The 20,504-nt window shown below is 70.8% G+C and carries 14 protein-coding genes and 2 pseudogenes; 10 read left to right on the top strand and 6 right to left on the bottom strand.

Features of this window, described 5'->3' with window-relative positions; translation table 11 throughout:
• The first annotated feature begins 93 nt into the window (after positions 1–93).
• Positions 94–948, top strand: a complete 855-nt coding sequence (locus DEJ50_RS06825) for a phosphotransferase enzyme family protein (protein WP_150206691.1) — start codon at positions 94–96, stop codon at positions 946–948.
• A gap of 64 nt (positions 949–1,012) precedes the next feature.
• Positions 1,013–1,879: a hypothetical protein gene (locus DEJ50_RS06830; protein ID WP_150206692.1), complete on the top strand. Its 867-nt coding sequence runs from the start codon at positions 1,013–1,015 to the stop codon at positions 1,877–1,879.
• Positions 1,880–1,918: 39 nt separating this feature from the next.
• Here the strand turns inward: DEJ50_RS06830 and DEJ50_RS06835 are convergent.
• Positions 1,919–2,353: pseudogene (locus DEJ50_RS06835) on the bottom strand (3'-5' exonuclease); the annotation flags it as partial.
• A 65-nt stretch (positions 2,354–2,418) separates the two neighbouring features.
• Here DEJ50_RS06835 and DEJ50_RS06840 point away from each other — a divergent pair.
• The 5 genes from DEJ50_RS06840 (at position 2,419) to DEJ50_RS34495 (ending at position 9,782) form a co-directional block, all read left to right on the top strand.
• On the top strand, positions 2,419–3,897 hold the full coding sequence (locus DEJ50_RS06840; protein ID WP_150206693.1) for a tyrosine-type recombinase/integrase: 1,479 nt from the start codon (positions 2,419–2,421) through the stop codon (positions 3,895–3,897).
• Positions 3,898–4,178: 281 nt separating this feature from the next.
• Positions 4,179–5,705: a hypothetical protein gene (locus tag DEJ50_RS06845; protein WP_150206694.1), complete on the top strand. Its 1,527-nt coding sequence runs from the start codon at positions 4,179–4,181 to the stop codon at positions 5,703–5,705.
• A 98-nt stretch (positions 5,706–5,803) separates the two neighbouring features.
• Positions 5,804–7,738: a hypothetical protein gene (locus DEJ50_RS06850; protein WP_150206695.1), complete on the top strand. Its 1,935-nt coding sequence runs from the start codon at positions 5,804–5,806 to the stop codon at positions 7,736–7,738.
• A gap of 545 nt (positions 7,739–8,283) precedes the next feature.
• Positions 8,284–8,970, top strand: coding sequence for a hypothetical protein (locus DEJ50_RS34490; RefSeq protein ID WP_223837634.1), 687 nt, complete (start codon positions 8,284–8,286; stop codon positions 8,968–8,970).
• Complete coding sequence (locus DEJ50_RS34495) at positions 8,967–9,782, top strand: S1 RNA-binding domain-containing protein (RefSeq protein ID WP_223837635.1); 816 nt, start codon at positions 8,967–8,969, stop codon at positions 9,780–9,782. The genes DEJ50_RS34490 and DEJ50_RS34495 overlap by 4 nt, the downstream gene beginning before the upstream one ends.
• Before the next feature lie 9 nt (positions 9,783–9,791).
• Here the strand turns inward: DEJ50_RS34495 and DEJ50_RS06865 are convergent, their stop codons facing one another.
• The 3 genes and pseudogenes from DEJ50_RS06865 to DEJ50_RS06875 form a co-directional block, all read right to left on the bottom strand.
• On the bottom strand, positions 9,792–10,505 hold the full coding sequence (locus DEJ50_RS06865) for a 3'-5' exonuclease (protein WP_150211961.1): 714 nt from the start codon (positions 10,503–10,505) through the stop codon (positions 9,792–9,794).
• Positions 10,506–10,591: 86 nt separating this feature from the next.
• A pseudogene (locus DEJ50_RS06870) lies at positions 10,592–10,900 on the bottom strand (exonuclease domain-containing protein); the annotation flags it as partial.
• A 102-nt stretch (positions 10,901–11,002) separates the two neighbouring features.
• Positions 11,003–12,238 carry an SAV2148 family HEPN domain-containing protein gene (locus DEJ50_RS06875; RefSeq protein WP_150206697.1) on the bottom strand — a complete coding sequence of 412 codons (1,236 nt, stop codon included), beginning with the start codon at positions 12,236–12,238 and terminating at the stop codon, positions 11,003–11,005.
• Positions 12,239–12,496: 258 nt separating this feature from the next.
• Between DEJ50_RS06875 and glgX the strand changes: the two genes are divergently transcribed.
• The gene (glgX, locus tag DEJ50_RS06880) at positions 12,497–14,611 is read left to right on the top strand and encodes a glycogen debranching protein GlgX (protein WP_150206698.1); all 2,115 of its coding nucleotides are present in this window, start codon (positions 12,497–12,499) and stop codon (positions 14,609–14,611) included.
• Here glgX and DEJ50_RS06885 read toward each other — a convergent pair.
• A complete protein-coding gene (locus tag DEJ50_RS06885) occupies positions 14,596–15,927 on the bottom strand; it encodes an MFS transporter (RefSeq protein ID WP_150206699.1) in 1,332 nt (443 codons plus the stop codon). The genes glgX and DEJ50_RS06885 overlap by 16 nt on opposite strands.
• An 82-nt stretch (positions 15,928–16,009) precedes the next feature.
• Here DEJ50_RS06885 and treY point away from each other — a divergent pair, with 82 nt between their 5' ends.
• On the top strand, positions 16,010–18,463 hold the full coding sequence (treY, locus tag DEJ50_RS06890) for a malto-oligosyltrehalose synthase (RefSeq protein ID WP_150206700.1): 2,454 nt from the start codon (positions 16,010–16,012) through the stop codon (positions 18,461–18,463).
• A 148-nt stretch (positions 18,464–18,611) separates the two neighbouring features.
• Positions 18,612–19,895, top strand: a complete 1,284-nt coding sequence (locus DEJ50_RS06895; RefSeq protein WP_150206701.1) for a M14 family zinc carboxypeptidase — start codon at positions 18,612–18,614, stop codon at positions 19,893–19,895.
• On the opposite strand, the gene DEJ50_RS06900 is transcribed toward DEJ50_RS06895, so the two are convergent.
• Positions 19,879–20,469 carry a GNAT family N-acetyltransferase gene (locus DEJ50_RS06900; protein WP_150206702.1) on the bottom strand — a complete coding sequence of 197 codons (591 nt, stop codon included), beginning with the start codon at positions 20,467–20,469 and terminating at the stop codon, positions 19,879–19,881. The two genes, DEJ50_RS06895 and DEJ50_RS06900, sit on opposite strands and share 17 nt — an antisense overlap.
• Positions 20,470–20,504 lie beyond the last annotated feature (35 nt).

The following is a 20,504-nucleotide window of genomic DNA, read 5'->3' on the forward strand; positions in this document are numbered from 1 at the left end:
TTGCGGAGGCCTCCCGTCCGTCCGGATGCGAGACTTGCCGGATCACGGCAGATCACGGCAGATCACGGCAGGTCGGAAAGCGGAGCGCACGGGATGGACGAGGGACAGGCCAGGGAGCTGCTGAGGCGCTCCGGGGTCATGGAGCGGGCGGAGCTGCTCGCGCTCGGCGAGAACGCCGTGTTCGCCGTCGGCGACAAGCTGGTCGCGAAGGTGGGCCGCTCGGCGGAGCTGCTGCCGCGCGCCGAACGGGAGTTGGCGGTCGCCGACTGGCTCGCCGGGGCCGGGGTCCCCGCGGTGCGCGCCGCCGAACCGGAGCCCCGGTCCGCCGACGGGCACCCGGTCACCCTCTGGCACCGGCTCCCGGACCCGGTCCGCCCGGCCGGGCCGGCCGATCTGGCGGAGCTGCTGCGCCGGGTACACGCCCTCGCGCCACCGCCGTTCCCGCTCCCCGGCCGGGACCTGCTGGGCGGGGTGGAGCGCTGGCTCCGGCTGGCCGGCGAGGCCATCGACCCGGCGGATGCGGCGTACCTGCGCGCCAGGCGCGACTCGTTCGCGGCCGAAGCGGCGGCACTGGTGCCGCACCTGCCGCCGGGGCCGGTCCACGGCGACGCGCTGCCGCGCAATGTCCATGTGGGGCCGGAGGGCCCGGTCCTGGTGGACCTGGAGACCTTCTCAACGGACCTGCGGGAGCACGACCTGGTGGTGATGGACCTCTCCCGGGACCGCTACGGGCTCCCCGCCGAGGCGTACGAGGCCTTCGTGGCCGCGTACGGCTGGGACGTCCGCGACTGGGAGGGCTGCGTGGTCCTGCGCGGCGCCCGCGAGACGGCCAGCTGCGCCTGGATCGCGCAGCACGCGCCCGCCAACCCCAAGGCCCTCGCAGAGTTCCGCCGCCGCATCGCCTCCCTCCGGGACGGCGCCACCGAGGTCCGCTGGCACTCGTTCTGACCCCGTCGGCCCGTCACGGCCGCTGCGCCACCCTTCCTGCCCACACCCTCACGGAGAAACGTTCATGCGTCGTTCCGCCCTGCCCGTTGGCGCCGTCTGCCTGCTGATGCTGTCGGTCTCCGGCTGTCTCACCGACACCCCCGAGCCGGACCCGAAGTCCGCCCCCTCGCAGTCACAGCAGCAGAAGGAAAAGGAGAAGGAGAAGGAGAAGGAGAAGGAGAAGCCCGCCCCGGCGCCCGACCCCGCCGCCGCCGTCCGCGCGGCCGTGGCTGCGACGGGCGCCACCAGCGCCCGGATCAACCAGAAGATAGAACTCGGCGACAGCAAGCGGACCTTCGTCCTGACCATCACCGGCGTCTTCGACATGGCCCGGGACCGGGGACAGCTCTCCGTCGATTTCCCCGGCGGCGCGATCAGCCACATGGACGAGGTCTTCGACGACGGCAGGGTCTACGTGAGCGGCCCCACCGGCCTCGACAAGGACAGCTGGGGGGCCATCCGCCGGGACAAGGCCGAGGCCCACTACGCGCTCCGCGCCCCCGTGAACGACCCGGAGCACCTCCTGCAGCAGGTCTCCACGCTGGAGCAGGTCTCCCGGGCCGGCGAGGAGAAGATCGGCGGTGTCGACACCGTGCGCTACAGCGGCCGACTGAGCAGCCAGGCCGTCGTCCTGCGGCTGACCCAGGAGACCCGGGACAAGTGGGCCAAGGTCACCCGGTCCATGGGCGGCGAGCCCCCCGCCCTGGCCGATGTCTGGGTGGACCCGCAGGGCCGTCTGGTCCAGGCCCGGCTCAGCCTGAGCATGCCCGGGTCCGGTGGGGTCACCAACACCCTGACCTTCACCGACCTCGGCACTCCGGTCGAGGTGAAACTCCCGCCCGCCCAGAAAACCGTGCCGCTGACCAGCATCACCGGCGTACTGGCCGGCTGAGCCCGGCCGCCCCCCGCCCTCCTCAGACCCCCGCCCTCCTCAGGCCCCCGCGCCCGCCCCCGCCGCCGCCAGGCCGCGCAGTGGCCAGGCAGTGTCGATCACCGCGTCCGGGGTGCCCTGGCGGCGGAGGTAGGACTGGAAGTCCCGGGCCCAGCGGGCGTGCCAGCGGATCTGTTCCGCGTGCAGGTCCGCCGGGGTGAGCGCCGCCACCCCGGGGTGGCGGGCCGCTATCGCCCGGGCCACCTGCACCGCGGCCAGCGCATCCGCGCCCGCGTCGTGGGCGGCCTCCAGCCGCACGCCGTACACCCCGCAGACCGCCTCCAGGGTGCGCTTGCCGCGCCGGTAGCGGTCGACGGCCCGGTCGATGGTCAGCGGGTCCACCACCGGCCCGGTCGCCACCCCGCCGAGCCGGTCGGCCAGCGAGGGCAGGCCGTACCGAGCGAGCTCCGCCGCGAGCAGGGTCAGGTCGAAGGCCTTATCCACGCACGACCGTGTCTCACGATCCCCCACGTCGTTGATGGGTCAGGGGGTGCGATCAGATGGAGATCTTCTTCACCGACCCGGATGCGCTGGAAGCCGCCGGGGTAAGCGACGCGACGAAGGCGCTCGCACGGCACGGATTACATGCCGGTGCACCGTTCATCCTCAGCGATGACGGCAGCTACGACATCCAACTCAACCGATTCCTGTGGTCCTTGCCGACCCTCGGGGTGAGGTCGGCACATTCCTGGCGTGCCTACGCTCTGGACCTGCTGACCTGGGGACGGTTCCTCCAGGAACACCGCGGCAAGACCCTGTGGCACGCCGACCGTGACGACGTCACCGCCTTCCACCGAGCCCGGCGTGTTTCTCCCGACCCGACGCAGGTCGTCTCGGCCTCGACCTGGAACCGGGGCGTCGCTGCCTTGGACAAGTTCTACACATGGGCGGTGGACGAGGCCCTGGTCGAGCGGACGCCGTTCAAGCACTACGAGGGCTCGCGGCGCACTGGCTCCGGGCAGCAGGTGCGCGTCCGCAACAACCGCGCGGCAGAGAAAGCCGCCAAACGCGGGAACGTGAAGTTCCTCTCCGTTCCCCGCTACGCGGCCTTCCGCGACATCGGCCTACGGGGCCAACTGCGGACGGGCACCGCCGATTCGAGCTTCCGAGGCCGCAATGCGGAGCGAAACGTCGTCATGGCCGAGCTGCTGGTAACCACCGGCCTGCGCATCGAGGAGGCCGCCTCGCTCTGCTGGCCGGAACTCCCGGCCCTGGACAGCCAGAGGAACGCGAAGAGCGTGCCGTTCGACCTGGCGCCGCCGACAGCCAAGCGGGACAAGGGACGCAAGATCCTCTTGCCCCATCGAGTCCTGCGCGCCGTGGCCGACTACGTGGAGATCGAGCGCTCCCTAATGCTGGACCGCTGGCGTGCCCGCGGCTGTCCGCTGCCGGCCGGCGCAGTGGTGGGGAGTCAAGCCGACCGGCGAGGTGTGCGGGTACCCATGAAAGACGGCAAGCTCCGAAGGGTGCCCTGGTCGCGTTTGCCACCGGCACTCCGATCCCGTCTGTACCTCGTTGACGATCAGGGCCGTGCCCTCGGCCCGGCGTGCGTCTGGCTGGGCCAGGAGGGGCGGCCTGTGTCTCTGTCTGCCTGGGAGTCGGTCTTCGTGCGGGCCTCGGAGAGATGCCGTACGTGCGGGATCGACGTCGACGCCACACCGCACGTGCTCAGGCACACCTTCGCCGTGCATCTGCTGTCTGCGTTGATCCAGGAACAGATCGGCTCGGTGGAGAAGGGCGAGATGAGCGACGGCGTGTACCGACGCATCATCGGCGACCCGCTCGATCACCTTCGCCGCCTCTTGGGGCATTCCTCGATCACCACGACGTACATCTACCTCGGCTGTATCGACCAGGCCCAGGCTCTGATCGACGGCGCGGTGGATGCCTGGACGTCCGCGGTCGTGGACACGGCACATCACGTGTCGCATGAAATCGACAACTCCTCTACTCAGGCGCCGGGAGCGAACCCGTGGTAGGCCGGGGGCGGCGGAAGGCACGATTGAACGCACCCTCACCCCAGTTCGTCGACCCGGCTCCGGCCACGCTCGGACTTCTGAGGTTCGAGGTCACTTTCCCGGACAACCGGACGGCCGTCGTGGACTGGACCCGGGAGCCGCAGCAGCGGCTGCTGGGGGCTCTGGGAGCCGAGTTGGCGGCTTCGTGCGACGTGGGGCAGGGAACTGGTTCACCACATACGCTCCGCAATCGCGCGCGCTCGTGCCTGCTGTGGGTGCGGTGGCTCGACTCCACGGAAGCGATGAACATCCGCGTCAGCGACCTCCTTCCGCACCACCTCGACGGATTCGAGAGCCACCTCCGGGAGGGCCATCCAGCATTCTCCCGGACGCCCTACGCGCGTATCGCTGACGTCGTGTGGATCTTGCGCCGACTCGGCGAGAAGGACCAAGGACTATCCCCCTCGATACTCCGGAGGCTCTCCTACACATCCACTGGCCCGGTAGGCTCCTATACCCCTCGCGACGCCTACTCGCCGCACCTCGTCGAGCAGCTACGCACTGCCGCACGTTCCGATGTCGATAACGCGGTCCGACGCCTGACGCTGGACGGGCCAGCGCTCCTGGCACGGGGGCAGGACCCGCGGATCGCAGGCTGGGACTCCGACCCGAATGTGTTGTGGGAAATCTCCCGGACCCACGGGACCTTCACACGGACACAGTTGGCCGATCTTGTCGGCACGGCGCTGGCCAATGCGCACACTCCCGGCCGTCTTGCACCCTTGGTGTACCCGACCAGCCGCGACGTGTTCGCTCTGCTCCTGCTGTTCTGTCTCGAAAGCGGCATGGAGGTGGAAGCGGCCAGAGAGCTGACCGCCGACTGCTTGAAGAATCCCAACCGGGGCTATGTGCAGGTCGAATACCTCAAGCGACGACGGCACGGCCAGGAATGGAACACGATCAGGGTCCGGGACGGTTCCTCCAACTCACCCGGCGGGCTGCTTCGGCTGGCCTTGCGGCTCACAGCGCCTGTCAGAGAGGCCACCGACTCGCCGGCGCTTTGGCAGTTCAGAACGAAGGATGGGATCCTGTCCGCCGGACTCAGCGCTGGAGCTGCGTCGAGTGCGGCTCGGAGCTTCGTCTCGACACACCGGCTCACGGATGCCGGGAAACCCTTCGACCTGCGACTGTCGCGACTTCGGAAGACACACAAGGCCGCTGTCTACAAGGTGACCGGCGGCAGGATGTCGGCGTTCGTGCAGGGCCATTCGCCGGACGTCGCCGCGGCGCACTACGCAGACATCCCCTCACTGCGCGCTCTCCACGAACAGGCCGTGGCGGACGGCCTGCAGGACGCACTCACTGACGCCCAGACTCCCGCGATCCTGACGCCGGAAGAGGAAGAGCGCCTCACTCAACAGCCGGCGGATGCAGTTGAGTTGCTTGGGATCCCGGCCGAGCAACTACCGCCACTCCTATCCGGCGAATCCGACCTGTGGCTGTCGTCCTGCCGCAGCTTCTTCGACTCGCCTTTCGGAGTCAAAGGCAAGCCCTGCCCTGTCTCCTTCTTCGCCTGCCTGGGGTGCAGTAATGCGGTCATCACCCGAAGGAAACTCCCAGCAATCCTGGCCTTCCTCAACCACATCGAGACCGAACGGGCCAAGACACCCGCAGCGGAGTGGGAAGCGCGGTTCGGCAACGCTCACCAGCAGATTCTGCAATTGATCATCCCGAGGTTCAGCCAGCGTGACGTGCTTGACGCCAGGGCAATCGCCGAGTCTTCCGAACGCCTGCTCTTTCTTCCCCACAACTTGTTGGGAGGCCACTGATGCCCGCACAGCCTCTTCCACGCGGTGTCGCCGCCAGCCGTCCTTCCGACGCGACAGCCGTACTGTCCGGACGCCCCCTCACCGCTGATCCATCCCTCATGCCGCGATTCGGAGACCGCGTCTGGAATCTCGCGGTCGCCGGGCATGCCGGAAACCGCTACGCAAGCGAGTTCTTCATCGACTTCGAGTCACTCAGCGATGTCACACGGCGCGAGGCGGCGCGCGAGTTCCTGTTCTGGAGACTCAACACCCGCCCCGTTCGCGGTCCCCTTCCGTCCATCTCGACAGTGTCGGCTGAATGGTGGAACCTGCGGTGTTTCCTCCGATTCCTCGACTCCGAACACGACGGGCTTCGCCTGGACGCCGTGACGCAGCCGGTTCTCGATTCCTACCTGGTTCACTGCCGGGCCGAGGAACTGATGCACAGCGGCATGCGTCACCGTCTCCAGGTCATCCCACGCCTCCACCTCGCGGCAGAGGCCATGCCGACGGACGCACTGGCGACCAATCCCTGGAACGGCCGCCCCCTCACACGCATCATCGGCGGCCCGGTCGTCAGCAAGCACGAAAACCAAACGCCCCGAATCCCGCCCCAGGTCATCGCCCCGCTGGTGCAAGCGGCCCTGTTCTACGTCCGCACCGCGGCATCAGACATCATCGACGCACGTGCGGAGCTGATGGAACTGCAAGCCAACGTCCATGAGATCCGCGGGCAGTCACTCGCCCGCCTGGACCGCTACCTCGACGGCCTCGCAGCCGACGGGCGAGGTGTCCCGGTGCTGGACGGTGCCGGTCTCCAACCTCACCTGGCCGGTTCACCCGCCTACACGTACATCATGCGCAAGTCGGGAGCAGGACGAGGGGTCGCCAGCGGCTCCTACGCCAACCACATCGTGAGCGCACTGGAGCGGCTCGGGCCCGAGCCCGGCGGCATGGACACACCCATCACTCCACATCCGCAGACCGGGCGGCCGTGGCGGGACAGGTTCAGCCCTCCCGCCGTTTCCCATGAGGAACGGCTCCTGCGGGCCGCCTGCTACATCCTCATCGCCTACCTCTCCGGCATGCGCGACTCCGAAGTCAAAGAACTCCGGGACGGCTGCCACTTCACCGAGCGGAGCGCAGACGGTGTCGTCGTCCGGCACAAGGTGCGCTCCCAACTCATCAAGGGTGGGCGAGGCGCACCGGAAAGCTGGGTCGTCATCGAGCCCGTCGCGCAAGCCATCGACGTCCTGCAACGCCTGCCCCACCGTGACCTGCTGTTCTGCCGCCCAGTAACAGGACGACCGCACTCGACGATCTCTGCCAACCGCATGAATGACAACCTCAACGAGTTCCTGGCTCACTGCGCCGACATCGGATTTCCGGTGCCCGATGTCGATGGAGAACCGTGGAACCTTACGACCCGCCAGTTCCGCAGGACCGTGGCCTGGCACATCGCACACCGCCCGTTCGGCACCGTGGCCGGGATGATTCAGTACAAGCATCTCTCCGTGGGCATGTTCGAGGGGTACGCGGGTACTTCCTCTTCTGGCTTTCGCGCGGAGGTGGCTGCTGAGGAAGCCCTGGCCCGCTTGGCCGACGTCGTGGAGCGCTACGAGGATTTCAAGGCAGGCGTACGCTCGGCCTCCCCAGGCGGGCCCCGGACGGACAACGAGTTCGCACGGGTGCAGCAAGAGCTCCAAGATTTCCCAGGCAGGGTCGTCGATGAGCGGCGCCTGCACTCCATGCTCAAGGCCTCCGCACGCACCCTGCACATCGGAACGCTCAACGACTGCTACTACCAGCCCGAGACCGCTTTGTGCCGTACGCCGAGCGGCGAGGACCGACCTCTGCTCAACAGCTGCCGCCCCGATCGCTGCGGCAACTCGACCATCACGACCCGGCATCGCAGCGGGTGGGAAGCGGCACGCGGAGATACCGAGCGCGCGCTGGCCTTCGTCGGCCTCTCCGATCTCCAGCGAACGGCTCTGCGAGGGCACCTCAACGACGTCACCAACGTGATCGAGGGTATCGACCGTGCCAACGACTGACCCACCCGAAACAGCCCTCCGAGCGGCCTCTGAACGCCTACTCCGAGGAGAGCCCACCCGTAGCGACGGTTCCCTGACCGTCGCCTCACTCGCCGTTGAAGCCGGCGTCAGCAGAGCCAGCGCCTACCGCTACCCTCATGTTCTGGCAGAATTCCGAAACCTCGTAGCCGATCGAGAAGAAGCAGCCACGCCCTCAGCGTCCCTCCGACAGGAGGTCCAGGCCCTGAAGGGTGCGGAGCGCCGACTCCGCCAAGAGCATGCGCGCGAGGTCCGGGAGCTGCGCTCCTCGATCAACGTCCTCGCACAGCAGGTTCAGCTCCTCACACTGGAGAACCAGCGTCTCTCCAAGGCAGCTGAGCGAAGCGATCGCGTCACTCGCATCGATCGCCGCTGATCGATACGACTGAGCGGCACGGTATCCCGCTTGCAGAAGGTGATCCCACTGGCCATCCTCAAGGCGGCGATGCGCCGGCCCAACCCGCCCTACGCTCCCGATCACGAGATCGACTGCTGAGCGAGCATCGTCAACAACCACGGGGAGCAACGTGCCGTCTTTCGTCTACCGGATCACCAAGTACGACCCTGCCGACCGCGACGAGCACGGCAGCTATATCGGCGCTGAGGGCTCGACCAGCGACCACGGACCGGTCGAGGCTGCCTATCTGGAAGCAATTGCCGCCTTCGCCGAGGACACCGGCATCGACCACCTGTTCATTCGCGAGCCGGGGATCTCCGGCCTTGCCCACTTCGGCCTGGAGCCGGCGGTCGACGGCCACGGCCTTGCCGGGCTCTTCCCACCCGACCTCAGCGGGTTCCACGACGGTGCAGAGGTGCCCGTCTCCCTCGGCCTGGAGCTGGTCAGGGTCATGCTCCGCGGCAACGGTGCCTGGTGCCGCCTGGCGGTGGAGGACGAGTTCGACGTGCAGGTCGGTTGGGACCGGTACGTCTACGTCAGTAGCGACAAGCCTTGCGAGCGTGCCTTTGCCCGCACCCGTGCTCTCGGTCTCTTCCCGGAGCGGCTGGAGGCCTCGCCCTACGACGCGGACTTCGACGAGCCCGGCGTGCAGCGGCCAGCCGACGAGGACTTCTGGGCCCGTTTGCGCTGGTCCATCGCTATGCGGCAGGCAGCGATATTGGAGGAGGGCTACCTCCACAATGCTTCCGCTGGCATCGCCTCACCGAAGACACACTCGATGCGGTACGCGCCCGACTCACCCCGCGTGCCCAGTTGACCGTCTGGCCTGACCTGTCCATTGATGTCGACGCGGTCCTCGCCTCGCTTCCCGACGAGGGTCCGGTGGAGTTCGTATGGGAGGACGAGAACGGGGCTCTCTCCAGCACGGTGGTCGACGAGTCCGACTACAAGGAACTGGCCGCCCGGGTGGCAGGCGCCCGTGCCGCCACGGCCCTGTCTTTGACCCTCGACGAACGCCACCCGCTGTTCACCGCGGTCCTGCCCGACAGCGACGGCGTCTTGCGCGCCCGATGGAGGACCGAGCCGACGCCGAGTGACCGGAACTGGGCCTTTCTGAAGACTCTCCACCGTGGGCAGATCTGCACCGGCACGGTCACCAAAATCGCCAGCTTCGGTGTGACCTTTGTGGACATCGGCGGCTTCACCGCGATGATCAACATTCCCGAGCTGTCCTGGCGCCGCTTCGAGCACCCCTCTGACATCGTCACTGTCGGCCAGGAAATCTCGGCCGAGATCCTCGACGTCGACCTGGTGCGCGAGCGTGTGCCGTTGTCCCTGAAGGCATTGCAAGAGGACCCGATGCCGCCGTTTGTACAGCAAGTCGGCCAGACGGTGACCGGCATCGTGACCAAACTCGTACCGTTCGGCGCCTTCGTCCGAATCGAAGACAGAGAGGACGGCCTCGAAGGCTTGGTGCATCTCACCGAGCTGGCCGAAGGACACGTCGTTCAGCCCGAGGACGTGGTCCAGGTCGGAGACGCCCTCACGGTGAAGATCATGGAGGTCGACCTTTCACGGCGCCGGATCACTCTCTCCCACCTACAGGCGCTTGCCCCCGGAGAGCGCTGACCGGCGCGCTCATCCCCTCCGGGGGATGAGCGGCCAGGCCGGCTCGACGACTGCCGCCGGATCCGCGGTACGCCGCAGGTATGCCTGCAATGACATCGACTGTTCAGCCGCTGCTCGTACCTGAAGGTCATGCAGATCCGCCAATGGCATCAGGCCCACTGGCTGGTGCTTCTCACCCATGCGTCGCACCACGCGGGCGGCGGCCACGGCATCGGCCCTCGCATTGTGCGCGTCATCGAGCGACACACCGTAGTGAGCACACAACGCGTGGAGGGCCCTCTTGCCCTTCCGGTACTTGTCGATGTGCTTGTCGATCACCAGCGGGTCGATGACGGGCGTAGGCACGCTCCCCAGCCGCTCGCTGATCGACTCGATCTCGTAGCGCCGACACTCACGGTCCAGAAGCGACAGGTCGTAGCGTGCGTTCATCACCACCAGAGGTGTCCCCGAGCGCAGCTCCTCAGCAACGCCTTGTGCGATCTCCTCAATGGCTGAAGCGGCCGGCACCCCGTGCTCGCGGGCATACTCCGTCGAGATGCCATGGATCGCCGACGCCTGCTCGGGTATGGCTACCCCGGGATTCAGCAGCCAGGTCCGCTCGGCCGAGACGGCCCCGGCCGAATCCAGGCGCACGACCGCCGCCGTCACAATGCGGTCGGTCTCGACGTCGGTGCCCGTGGTCTCCAGGTCGAAGGCCACCAACGGCCCACTGATCCAGCTCATCACGCGGCCCTCATTCCCGCGTGGGCTGTCGGCCGGCGCCGCGCCTCGGCATGAGACACCTGAGACGCACCTGGCGTGAGGGGATAAAAGGCCGCGTTGTACGCCACCACCACCGCGCCGCGCCGCCACAGTCCGGCCAGCGCCGAGGCCACCTCGTCCGCGACCTCCCGGGCCGGCCGGCCCTCGCGGGCCGCCCGCTCCGTGCTGATCCCGTGGATCGCCGAGGCCTGCTCGGGAATCGGTATGCCCGGATCGGCCAGCCAGCCGCGCCGCTCGCCGACCACTCCGCCGGCCACCTCCACCAGTGCCGCCGTGACGATCCGCGACTCCCCCGGTTCCGTGCCGGTCGTCTCCAGGTCGAACCCGATCAGCGTTCCCCCGTGCCACTCCCCCATGGCGCCCCTCCCCCGTGTACCTGTGCATGGCATTGCCGCCACTGCTGCCGCTGCCGCTACCTCTGCGGCAACGGCTTTCAGCCTGCCACGGCGCACTGACACTCAGGACACCGGCCGGGAATCCTCCCACACCGACTCGAATTCCTCCCGGTAGGTCGTGAACAGCCCGTGGTCGGCATCCCGGGGCACGCCCCGCCCGCCGCCCCGCAGCACCAGCACCGGCGCCTCCATGCCGCGGGCCCGGCGCAGGTACGACTGGACCACCGCGATCCCCGAGTTCTCGCCCTCCACCAGGTAGGCGGTGAACCGCGGGGTCTCGTCGAAGACGTGGATGGAGAAGCCCGAGGGGTCGCGCAGGCCCGCCCGGACCCGGCGGACGTGCAGGATGTTCATCTCCACCGAGCGGCTCAGCTCGCCCTTGCGCAGGCCCAGCTCCCGCTCGCGCCGCTTGACCGCGCTGCTCGCCGGGTTCAGGAACAGCAGCCGGACCCGGCAGCCCGCCTCCACCAGCCGGACGAGTCTTCGCCCCGAGTAGTTCTGGACGAGCAGGTTCAGTCCTATGCCGATGGCGTCCAGCCGTCGCGCGCCCCCGAACAGGTCTTCGGCGGGCAGCTGGCGCTGGAGCCGGACCCGGTCGGGGTGGACCGAGATGACGTCCGCGTACCGGTCGCCGACCAGGTCCTCGACGGCGTCGATGGGCAGCCGGTCCGCGGAGGGGCTGCCGGCGCCGCCGCCCAGCACCTCCAGCAGCCGGGCCGAGGCCCGCTCCGCCTGGCTCAGTACCGCCTGCGAGAGGGCGCGGTTGCGGGAGACCACGTTGCGGGTGACCTCCAGCTCGTCCAGGGCGAGTTCGATGTCGCGCCGGTCGTCGAAGTACGGCTCGAAGCAGGGCCAGTGCTGGACCATCAGCTCGCGCAGCTGCGGGAGGGTCAGGAAGGAGAGAACGTTGTCGTCGGCCGGGTCCAGAAGGTAGCCCTTGCGGCGGCTGACCTCGCGGACCGCGACCGCGCGCTGCACCCACTCCTGGCCGGCCGGTCCGGCCGCCGCGACCACCCAGTCGTCCTCGCCGTGCACCGGCTCGTAGATCGGCCGCAGCACCGCGCCCACCACGGCCCGCAGCCGCTGCTCGATCAGGTTCAGCCAGATGTACGCACGGCCGGCCCGCTGGGCCCGGGTGCGGACCTCGCTCCAGGCGTCGGCGCCCCAGTCCAGCTCGGCGCCGGTACGGGAGACTCCGCCGGGCGCCTCCGGTCCTGCCAGGGAGACCGCCCCGGCCTCCGCGGCGCCGCCCTCGTGACCGCCGTCACCAGGGGGCAGCTCCAGACCTCCCGAGCTCACCCGCGCACCCGCCCTTCCGCTACCCCTCCAGTGATCAAGGAAGGGTACTCCGCGCACCCGGCCCGGTGCAGCCGGATGGCCCTGACGGCGCAGGCCTGTTGACTCATCATCGGATTCCCGGACAGTGGGCTGACCCGCATATCGGGTAGACGGGGTCACCCGGTAGGACCTGCGCAAGTCCCCCCGCGGAGCCCCCCTTTCGGGGAAGATCTGGCGGAGACCAACGGACGCCTGATCAGGAGTGGAAGAGTCGCATCTATGCAGGTCTGGCCCGGGCAGGCGTATCCCCTCGGCGCGACGTACGACGGCGCCGGCACCAATTTCGCGGTCTACTCCGAGGCCGCCAGGCGCATCGAGCTGTGCCTGTTGCACGAGGACGGTTCGGAGACCGCGGTGGAGCTGCGGGAGACGGACGCCTTCGTCCGGCACGCCTACCTGCCCGGCATCATGCCCGGTCAGCGGTACGGCTTCCGGGTGCACGGCCCGTACGAGCCCGAGCGCGGGCACCGCTGCAATGCGGCCAAGCTGCTGCTGGACCCATACGCGCGGGCCATCAGCGGGTCCGTCACCTGGGGCGAGGAGGTGTACGGCTACCACTTCGGCCGCCCCGACTCCCGCAACAATCTGGACTCCGCCCCGCGCACGATGAGCTCGGTGGTGGTGAACCCGTACTTCGACTGGGCCAACGACCGGCCGCCGCGGCACGAGTACCACCACACCGTGCTGTACGAGGCGCACGTCAAGGGACTGACGATGCGCCACCCCGACCTTCCGGAGGAACTGCGCGGCACGTACGGGGCGCTCGCCCATCCGGCGGTCATCGGGCATCTGACGAAGCTCGGGGTGACGGCACTGGAGCTGATGCCGGTACACCAGTTCGTCAACGACCACCGGCTGGTGGACGACGGGCTGAGCAACTACTGGGGCTACAACACCATCGGGTTCTTCGCCCCGCACAACGGCTATGCCTCCGGGGACCGCGGCCAGCAGGTGCTGGAGTTCAAGTCGGCGGTCCGGGCCCTGCACGAGGCGGGGATCGAGGTGATCCTGGACGTGGTCTACAACCACACCGCGGAGGGCAACCACCTGGGTCCCACGCTGTCCTTCCGGGGCCTGGACAACGCCTCGTACTACCGGCTCGCGGAGGACCCGCGCTACTACACGGACACCACCGGCACCGGGAACTCACTGCTGATGCGGTCCCCGCACGTGCTCCAGCTGATCATGGACTCGCTGCGGTACTGGGTCACCGAGATGCATGTGGACGGCTTCCGCTTCGACCTGGCGGCCACCCTGGCCCGGCAGTTCCACGAGGTGGACCGGCTGTCCTCGTTCTTCGACCTGGTGCAGCAGGATCCGGTGGTGAGCCAGGTGAAGCTGATCGCGGAACCCTGGGACCTGGGCGAGGGCGGCTACCAGGTGGGCAACTTCCCGCCGCTGTGGACCGAGTGGAACGGCAAGTACCGGGACACGGTACGGGACCTGTGGCGCGGCCAGCCGCGCACGCTCGCCGATTTCGCGGGCCGGCTGACGGGCTCCTCGGACCTCTACCAGGACGACGGCCGGCGCCCGCTGGCCTCCATCAACTTCACCACCTGCCACGACGGTTTCACCCTGCACGACCTGGTCTCGTACAACGAGAAGCACAACGAGGCGAACCGGGAGGGCAACCGGGACGGGGAGAGCCACAACCGGTCCTGGAACTGCGGGGCGGAGGGACCGACCGGCGATCCGGAGATCCTGGAGCTGCGGGAGCGCCAGATGCGCAATTTCACGGCCACCCTGATGCTGTCCCAGGGGGTGCCGATGCTCAGCCACGGCGACGAGTTCGCCCGCACCCAGAACGGCAACAACAACGCGTACTGCCAGGACAACGAGCTGTCCTGGGTGGACTGGCCGGACCTCGGCAAACCGCCGCCCCCGCTGCTGGAGTTCACCCGGCAGATGGTGTGGCTGCGCCGCAACCACCCGGTGTTCCGGCGCCGCCGGTTCTTCCACGGACGCCCGGTGGAGGGCGCCCACGACGAGCTGTCGGACATCGCGTGGTTCACCCCGTACGGCGAGGAGATGCGCGCCCGGGACTGGCAGGCGCAGAACACCCGCGGGCTGACCGTGTTCCTCAACGGGGAGGCGATCTCCGAGCCCGGGGTCCGCGGCGAGCGGATCACCGACGACTCGTTCCTGCTGATGTTCAACACCAGTGCGGACCCGCAGGAGTTCACCCTCCCGGCGGGGCACGGCGCCCAGTGGCGGATGGTGGTCGACACGGCCCGGGCGGAGGTGATGCCACCCGGCGCCGGACCGCAGTTCGCGGCCGGCGACCGGGTGGCGCTGACGGGACGGAGCCTGGTGGTGCTTCAGCGGCCGGCGTAGCTGTGGGTGGTGTCGGCCGACGTGCCGGGCGACGTGTCGGGCGATGCGGTGCCGGGCGACGTGTCGAGCGAGGCGGTCTGCTGGGCCGGGATGAAGGCGGTCACGGTGTGGGTGCGGGCGGCCGGAACCCGGGTCAGCAGGGCCAGGGCCAGGCTGAGCGCGGCAGCGCCGACGGCCACCGCGAAGGCGCCAGAGGGCCCGTACCACTCGGCAAGCCGGCCGGAGAGGGCGAGCGCGAGGGCCTGGCCGGCCACCAGGGAGCTGGCCGCGAAGGCCATCGCCTCGGCCAGCCGGGCCGGCTCCACATGCCGTTCGGTCAGCGAGAACGCGGTGATCAGGTGCGGGGCGTAGGCGGCCCCGAGGACGGTCACCACGGCGTAGAGGCTCCACAGGCTGCCGGTGAACAGCAGCGGCACGGAGAGCAGCAGGGCGGCTGCGGTGGCCACCCGCCAGCGCAGCCGGAGGCCGAAGCGGGCCGGCAGTGCACCGAGGGCGAGGCCGACGGCGGCACTGACCACGCCCATGGCGGCGTACACGATCCCGGCCTGGCCGGGTGCCCCCAACTCGGCGGTGAGCGCGGCGATTCCGGCCTGGCAGCCGCCGAACATGGCGCCCTGCAGGGCGAGGGAGGCGCGGACGGAGTACACCACGCCGGGCGGCCTGGTGCGGCGCCCGCCGGTGGTCTTGGCGGGCGCCGGCGACCCGGCCGTGACGGCGGCGGTCGGGTGCAGTGCGTAGGCGATCGCGAAGACCGCGACGAGGGCGGCGGCGCCGCCGAGGGCGACGGCGGGGTGGGCGAGCAGCGCGGCCAGCCCGACCAGGGCCGGGCCGATCACGAACGAGACCTCGTCGAGGGTGCCTTCGAGCGAGTGCACGGCACCGACCACCCCCTCGTCGGCCTTGGCGCGGTGGGCGAGGGCCACGGAGCGGGTCCGGGCGAGGGGCCCGATGAGCGGGACGGAGGCGCCGGCGACGGCGCCGATCAGGGCGAGCGGGACGGTGTCCAGCCCTCCGAGCGCGCCGGCCACCAGGGCGCCGGTGGCCAGGGCGTTCACCGCGGCGGCGGTCAGTACCACGGGGCGCTGCCCGCGCCGGTCGGCGATCCGGCCCAGTACGGGGCCGCAGACCACCTGTCCGGCGGACAGCGTGCCGCCCACGACTCCGGCGGTGGCCAGGGAGCCGCTGGTCTCGGCGACCAGCAGCACGCTCCCGAACTGGGCCATGGCGACGGGGAGTCGGGCGAAGAAGGAGACGAGCGGGAGAAGGGGCCCGGTCAGGGCGATGACTTTGCGATAGGTGTCGACGGTTCCAACCACCGGCCACACGCTAACCGGATGGAGTCACCCGGATGCACTGGGCAATGGCACGGAATCGGCATTGCTGGGTACGTACGTTCTCATGACCCAGCAGTACGCCACCGCGAGCCCGGCATCCGGAACCCCGGGAACCCCCGGAACCCCCGGAACGCCCCCTGCCTCCACCTACCGGCTCCAGCTGCACCCCGGCTTTACCTTCGGTGACGCGGAGGCGGCCGTACCGTATCTCGCTTCGCTCGGTGTGTCACATCTGCACCTGTCCCCGGTGCTCGAGGCGGTGCCCGGCTCGTCCCACGGGTACGACGTGGTGGACCACGGGCGGGTGCGGGCGGAGCTCGGCGGCGAGCCCGGGCTGCGCGCGCTGGCCCGGACCGCGCGCGGGCACGGGCTGGGGCTGGTGCTGGACATCGTCCCGAACCACATGGCGGTGCCGTCCCCGCTGCGGCTCAACCGCCCGCTGTGGGAGGTGCTGAGGGAGGGGCCGGAGTCGCCGTACGCCCGCTGGTTCGACATCGACTGGGCGGCGGGCGGCGGGCAGCTGCTGCTGCCGGTGCTGGGCGGGCCGCCGGACCCGGCGCGGGTGCGGGTGCAGGTGGCGGAAGGGCTGCTGCGGTACGAGGACCACGAGTTCCCGCTGCGGGCCGGCACGGCGGGGCTCGCGCTGCCGGAGCTGCTGGCCGCGCAGTGGTACCGGCCGGCCTGGTGGCGAGAGGGCCGCACATCGCTCAACTACCGCCGGTTCTTCACGATTTCGGAGCTGATCGGGGTCCGGGTGGAGGAGCCGGAGGTGTTCGCGGCCACCCATGCGAAGGTGCTGGAACTGGTCCGGGACGGGGTGCTGGCCGGCCTGCGGATCGACCATGTGGACGGACTGGCCGACCCCGAGGGCTATCTGCGGCGGCTGCGGGGGGCGGTGGGCGAGGGCTGCTGGGTGGTGGTGGAGAAGATCCTCGCCCGGGAGGAGCGGCTGCCGGGCACCTGGCCGGTGGCGGGGACCACGGGGTACGACGCGCTGCACCGGGTGGACGGCGTGTTCGTGGACCCGGCGGGCGCGGACGCGCTGGCCGCGCGGTACCGCGCGGCCACCGGCTCACCCGACTGGCCGACGGTGGCCGCCCGCTCCGCGGCCTCGGTCCTGACCGAAGACCTGGCCCCGGAACTGGCCGCGGTCCTACGCCTGGCGGCCGAGGCCTCGGCGGCCGGCGGCATGCCCCCCGGACCGGCCGGGCCGGGGGCTGCGGGGGCGCACCCCGCGGGTGGGGCCGCGCCGGGGGCGGCGGCCGGGGTGGGTGGGGCCGTGGCTGCGTTGTTGGTGGGGTATCCGGTCTACCGGCCGTACCCCGGGGGCGACGGGCTCGCGCCGGAGGCGGTGGCGCGGGCCCGGGAGACCGCCGGGGACGAGGCCGTCGACCGGGTCCGGGCGCTGCTCCGCGCCTCACCGGCCTTCGCCGCCCGGTTCGCCCAGACCTCGGCCGCGCTGCGCGCCAAGTCCCTTGAAGACCGCGCCTTCTACCGGTACGCCCCGCTGCTCTCGGCCACCGAGGTCGGCGGGGACCCGGGCCGGCCGGCCGTCACCCCGGCCGAGTTCCACGCGTACTGCACCCACCTGGAACGGGACTGGCCCGCCTCCGGCACCGTCCTCTCCACGCACGACACCAAACGCAGCGCCGACGTCCGGGCGCGGATCGCCGCGCTCTCGGAGCGGCCGGACGCCCTGCCGCTCCCCGGCCCCGGCCCGGCCGGGCGGGGGCCGGGCGACCCCCAGCTCGCCTGGGTCGCCGCCCAGAGCGCTCTGGGGCTCGGGGCGGTCCCCGACGGGCCGGAGCGGCTGGCCGCGGCCCTGCTGAAGGCGGCCAAGGAGGCCGCGCTGCGGACCAGTTGGACCGACCCCGACCCGGCGTACGAGGAGACCGTCCCGGACTACGCCGACCGCTGTGCCGTCCCCGGGACGGGCGGCGGCGCACTCGCCGGCCTGGCACCGGCCGTACGGGCCAACACCCTCGGGGCCACCGCCCTCCAACTGGCCATGCCCGGGGTGCCCGAGGTGTACCAGGGCGGCGAGGCGGAGTACCGCGCCCTGGTGGACCCCGACAACCGCCGCCCGGCCCGCTTCCACCGGGAGGCCCTGGACCGGCTCGACGCCGGGTCGGCGCCCGCCGGGCTGTCGGAGGAGAAGCTGGCCCTGACGGCCGCGCTGCTGCGGCTGCGGCGGGCCCGCCCCGGCCTGTTCCGCGGGTACGCCCCGCTGGCCGCAGCCGGTCCGGCGGCGGAGCACTGCCTCGCCTTCACCCGGGCGGACGGGCTGCTGGTGGCCGTGACCCGGCTCGCGCTTCGGCTCGCGGAGGCGGGCGGCTGGCGGGACACGGCCCTGCCGCTGCCGCCGGGCCGCTGGACCTCCGTACTCCCCCGGGCCGACGCCCCGTACGAACGTACGCACGAAGGTACGTACGCGGGCGCGTACGAAGGCACGGTCGCGCTGTCCGTGCTGCTCGGCGCGGGCTCCGGCTCCCCGGTCGCGGTCCTCGTCCGGGAATGAGCCACCCGGCCCGTCGTACGTCGGGACACGGCCCCCCGGAGTCCCACCGGACCCGGACTCCACATGCGGTCGGACCGGCGGTCGGACCGGCGCTCGGACCGCCGTTCGACCCCGGATACACAGAGCGTGTGACGGGCATCTCACATCGGTGACCCTCACCCGTGACATGTGCTACCCCACCCCGCACGAACTCTCCCTGGCCGCAAGAGCCCTGGCCGACCAGCACCCCGGTCTGGTCCGGCTCCGCCGGGCCGGTACCTCCCGGGCCGGCCGGCCGCTGTGGCTGCTGTCGGTCGGCCGCGGCCACCACGATGGCGATGCCGGGCGGCCCGGGGTGCTGGTCGTCGCCGGAGCGCACGCCAACGAACCCGTCGGCGGACCCACCGCGCTGGCCGTGGCCCGCCGGATCATCCGCGACCCGGGGCCGCGGACCGGCTGCGACTGGCACTTCCTGCTCTGTGCCGACCCGGACGGCGCGGCCCTGCACCGCACACCGCGCCCGTACTCGCTGCTGGACTACCACCGGAACTTCTACCGGCCGCCCGGCCCCGAACAGCCCGAGTGGGCACCGTCCTTACTGCCCCCGGACCGGCTGCCGCCGGAAACGCTGGCCCTGACCGCGCTCATCGACGAGCTGAGACCGCTGTTGCAGGTGTCCCTGCACTGCACCGACCTGGGCGGCAGCTGGGTGCAGCTGACCCGGGACATACCCGGGCTGGCCGAGCCGTTCGCCAAATCAGCGGCGGAGCTCCGCATTCCGGTGGAGACCGGTGCCTCGGACGCGGCCGGCTGGCCTTCCCCCGGGCCCGGCATCTTCGTGATGCCGGAGCCGGGCACCGAGGCCACCGGGGTGTTCCACCCGGAGGACACCCGGCTGAGCACCTGGTACCACGCACACCGGTACGAGGGCACCACCGCGATCGTCGAAGTCCCCATGTGGGCCAGCGATCTGGTGGACGATCCGGCTCCGCACCCGGATCCGCCCCGGGTGCTGCGCGCCCTGGCCGGCCGGCTGGACCGGGACGCCGGCCGGGTGGCCGGGATCCTCGACGCGACCCGCGCGGAACTCCCCGCGGACGACCCCGAACTCGTCGCACCGCTGCTGCGGTCGGTGGACTGGACGCTCGCACTGATCCCGCGGATCACCGCGCAATGGGGCGGCCCGGACGCCCCCGCCGAGGCGACCGCCGCCCACCTCGGGAGCATGGACGCCTTCAGCCGCCGGCTGGCGCTGCGCGCGGCGGCCATGCTGCTGCGCATCCTGCGCGCGGCCGGCCATCCGGCGGCCCCTTCCCTGGACCGGCTGGTGGCCGCCTGGTGCGAGGAGTTCGCGGACCGCTTCGGGGCCCGCTGGATCCCGGTGGCCACGCAGGTGGAACACCAGTCGCGGACGGTCCTGGCGGCGTACGAGCGGCTCACCGGTCGGGGGTGAGGTCCAGGTCCAGGTCCAGGCTGTAGCGGCGCTTGGGCTTACCGGCCGCGCCCAGCCGGTCGTAGAAGCGGATCGCACCCTCGTTCCATTCGGGGGTCTGCCACTGGACCTCGTCCATGCCGAGCTCGCGGGCGAGTTCCGTCACGGCGTCCATCAGGGCCGCGCCGAGGCCGTGGCCGCGGGCGCCGTCGGCCAGGTAGAGGCAGTCCATGTGCAGGTAATGCCGGGCGTCCCAGAACGAGAACTCGGCGGAGCAGGCCGCATATCCGGCCACCTCGCCGTCCGGGTCCTCGGCGACCAGCACCCACAGCCCGGGCCGCCCGGACTCGGCCCCGGTTGCGGCCCCGGTCCCGGATTCGGCCCCGGACTCGGGTCCGAAGAGCTGCGGCCCGAGCCGGTCCGCGAGGCCGGGCGGGCGCGGGGCGGACTTCTCGTAGGCGACGTGCTCGTGGATGAGCTCGACAAGCCGTTCCAGGTCCTGAGGCCGGGCGCGGCGCACCAAGGACGGGGACTGAGGCTGGGACCGGGACCGGGACCGGGACTGGGGCTGATAGTTCGGCGGCTGCTGGGTCATGTACCCATCCTGCGCGCCCCGGCCGGCCGCTCCCC

The organism is Streptomyces venezuelae (assembly GCF_008642295.1).
GTDB classification, from domain to species: Bacteria; Actinomycetota; Actinomycetes; order Streptomycetales; family Streptomycetaceae; genus Streptomyces; species Streptomyces venezuelae_C.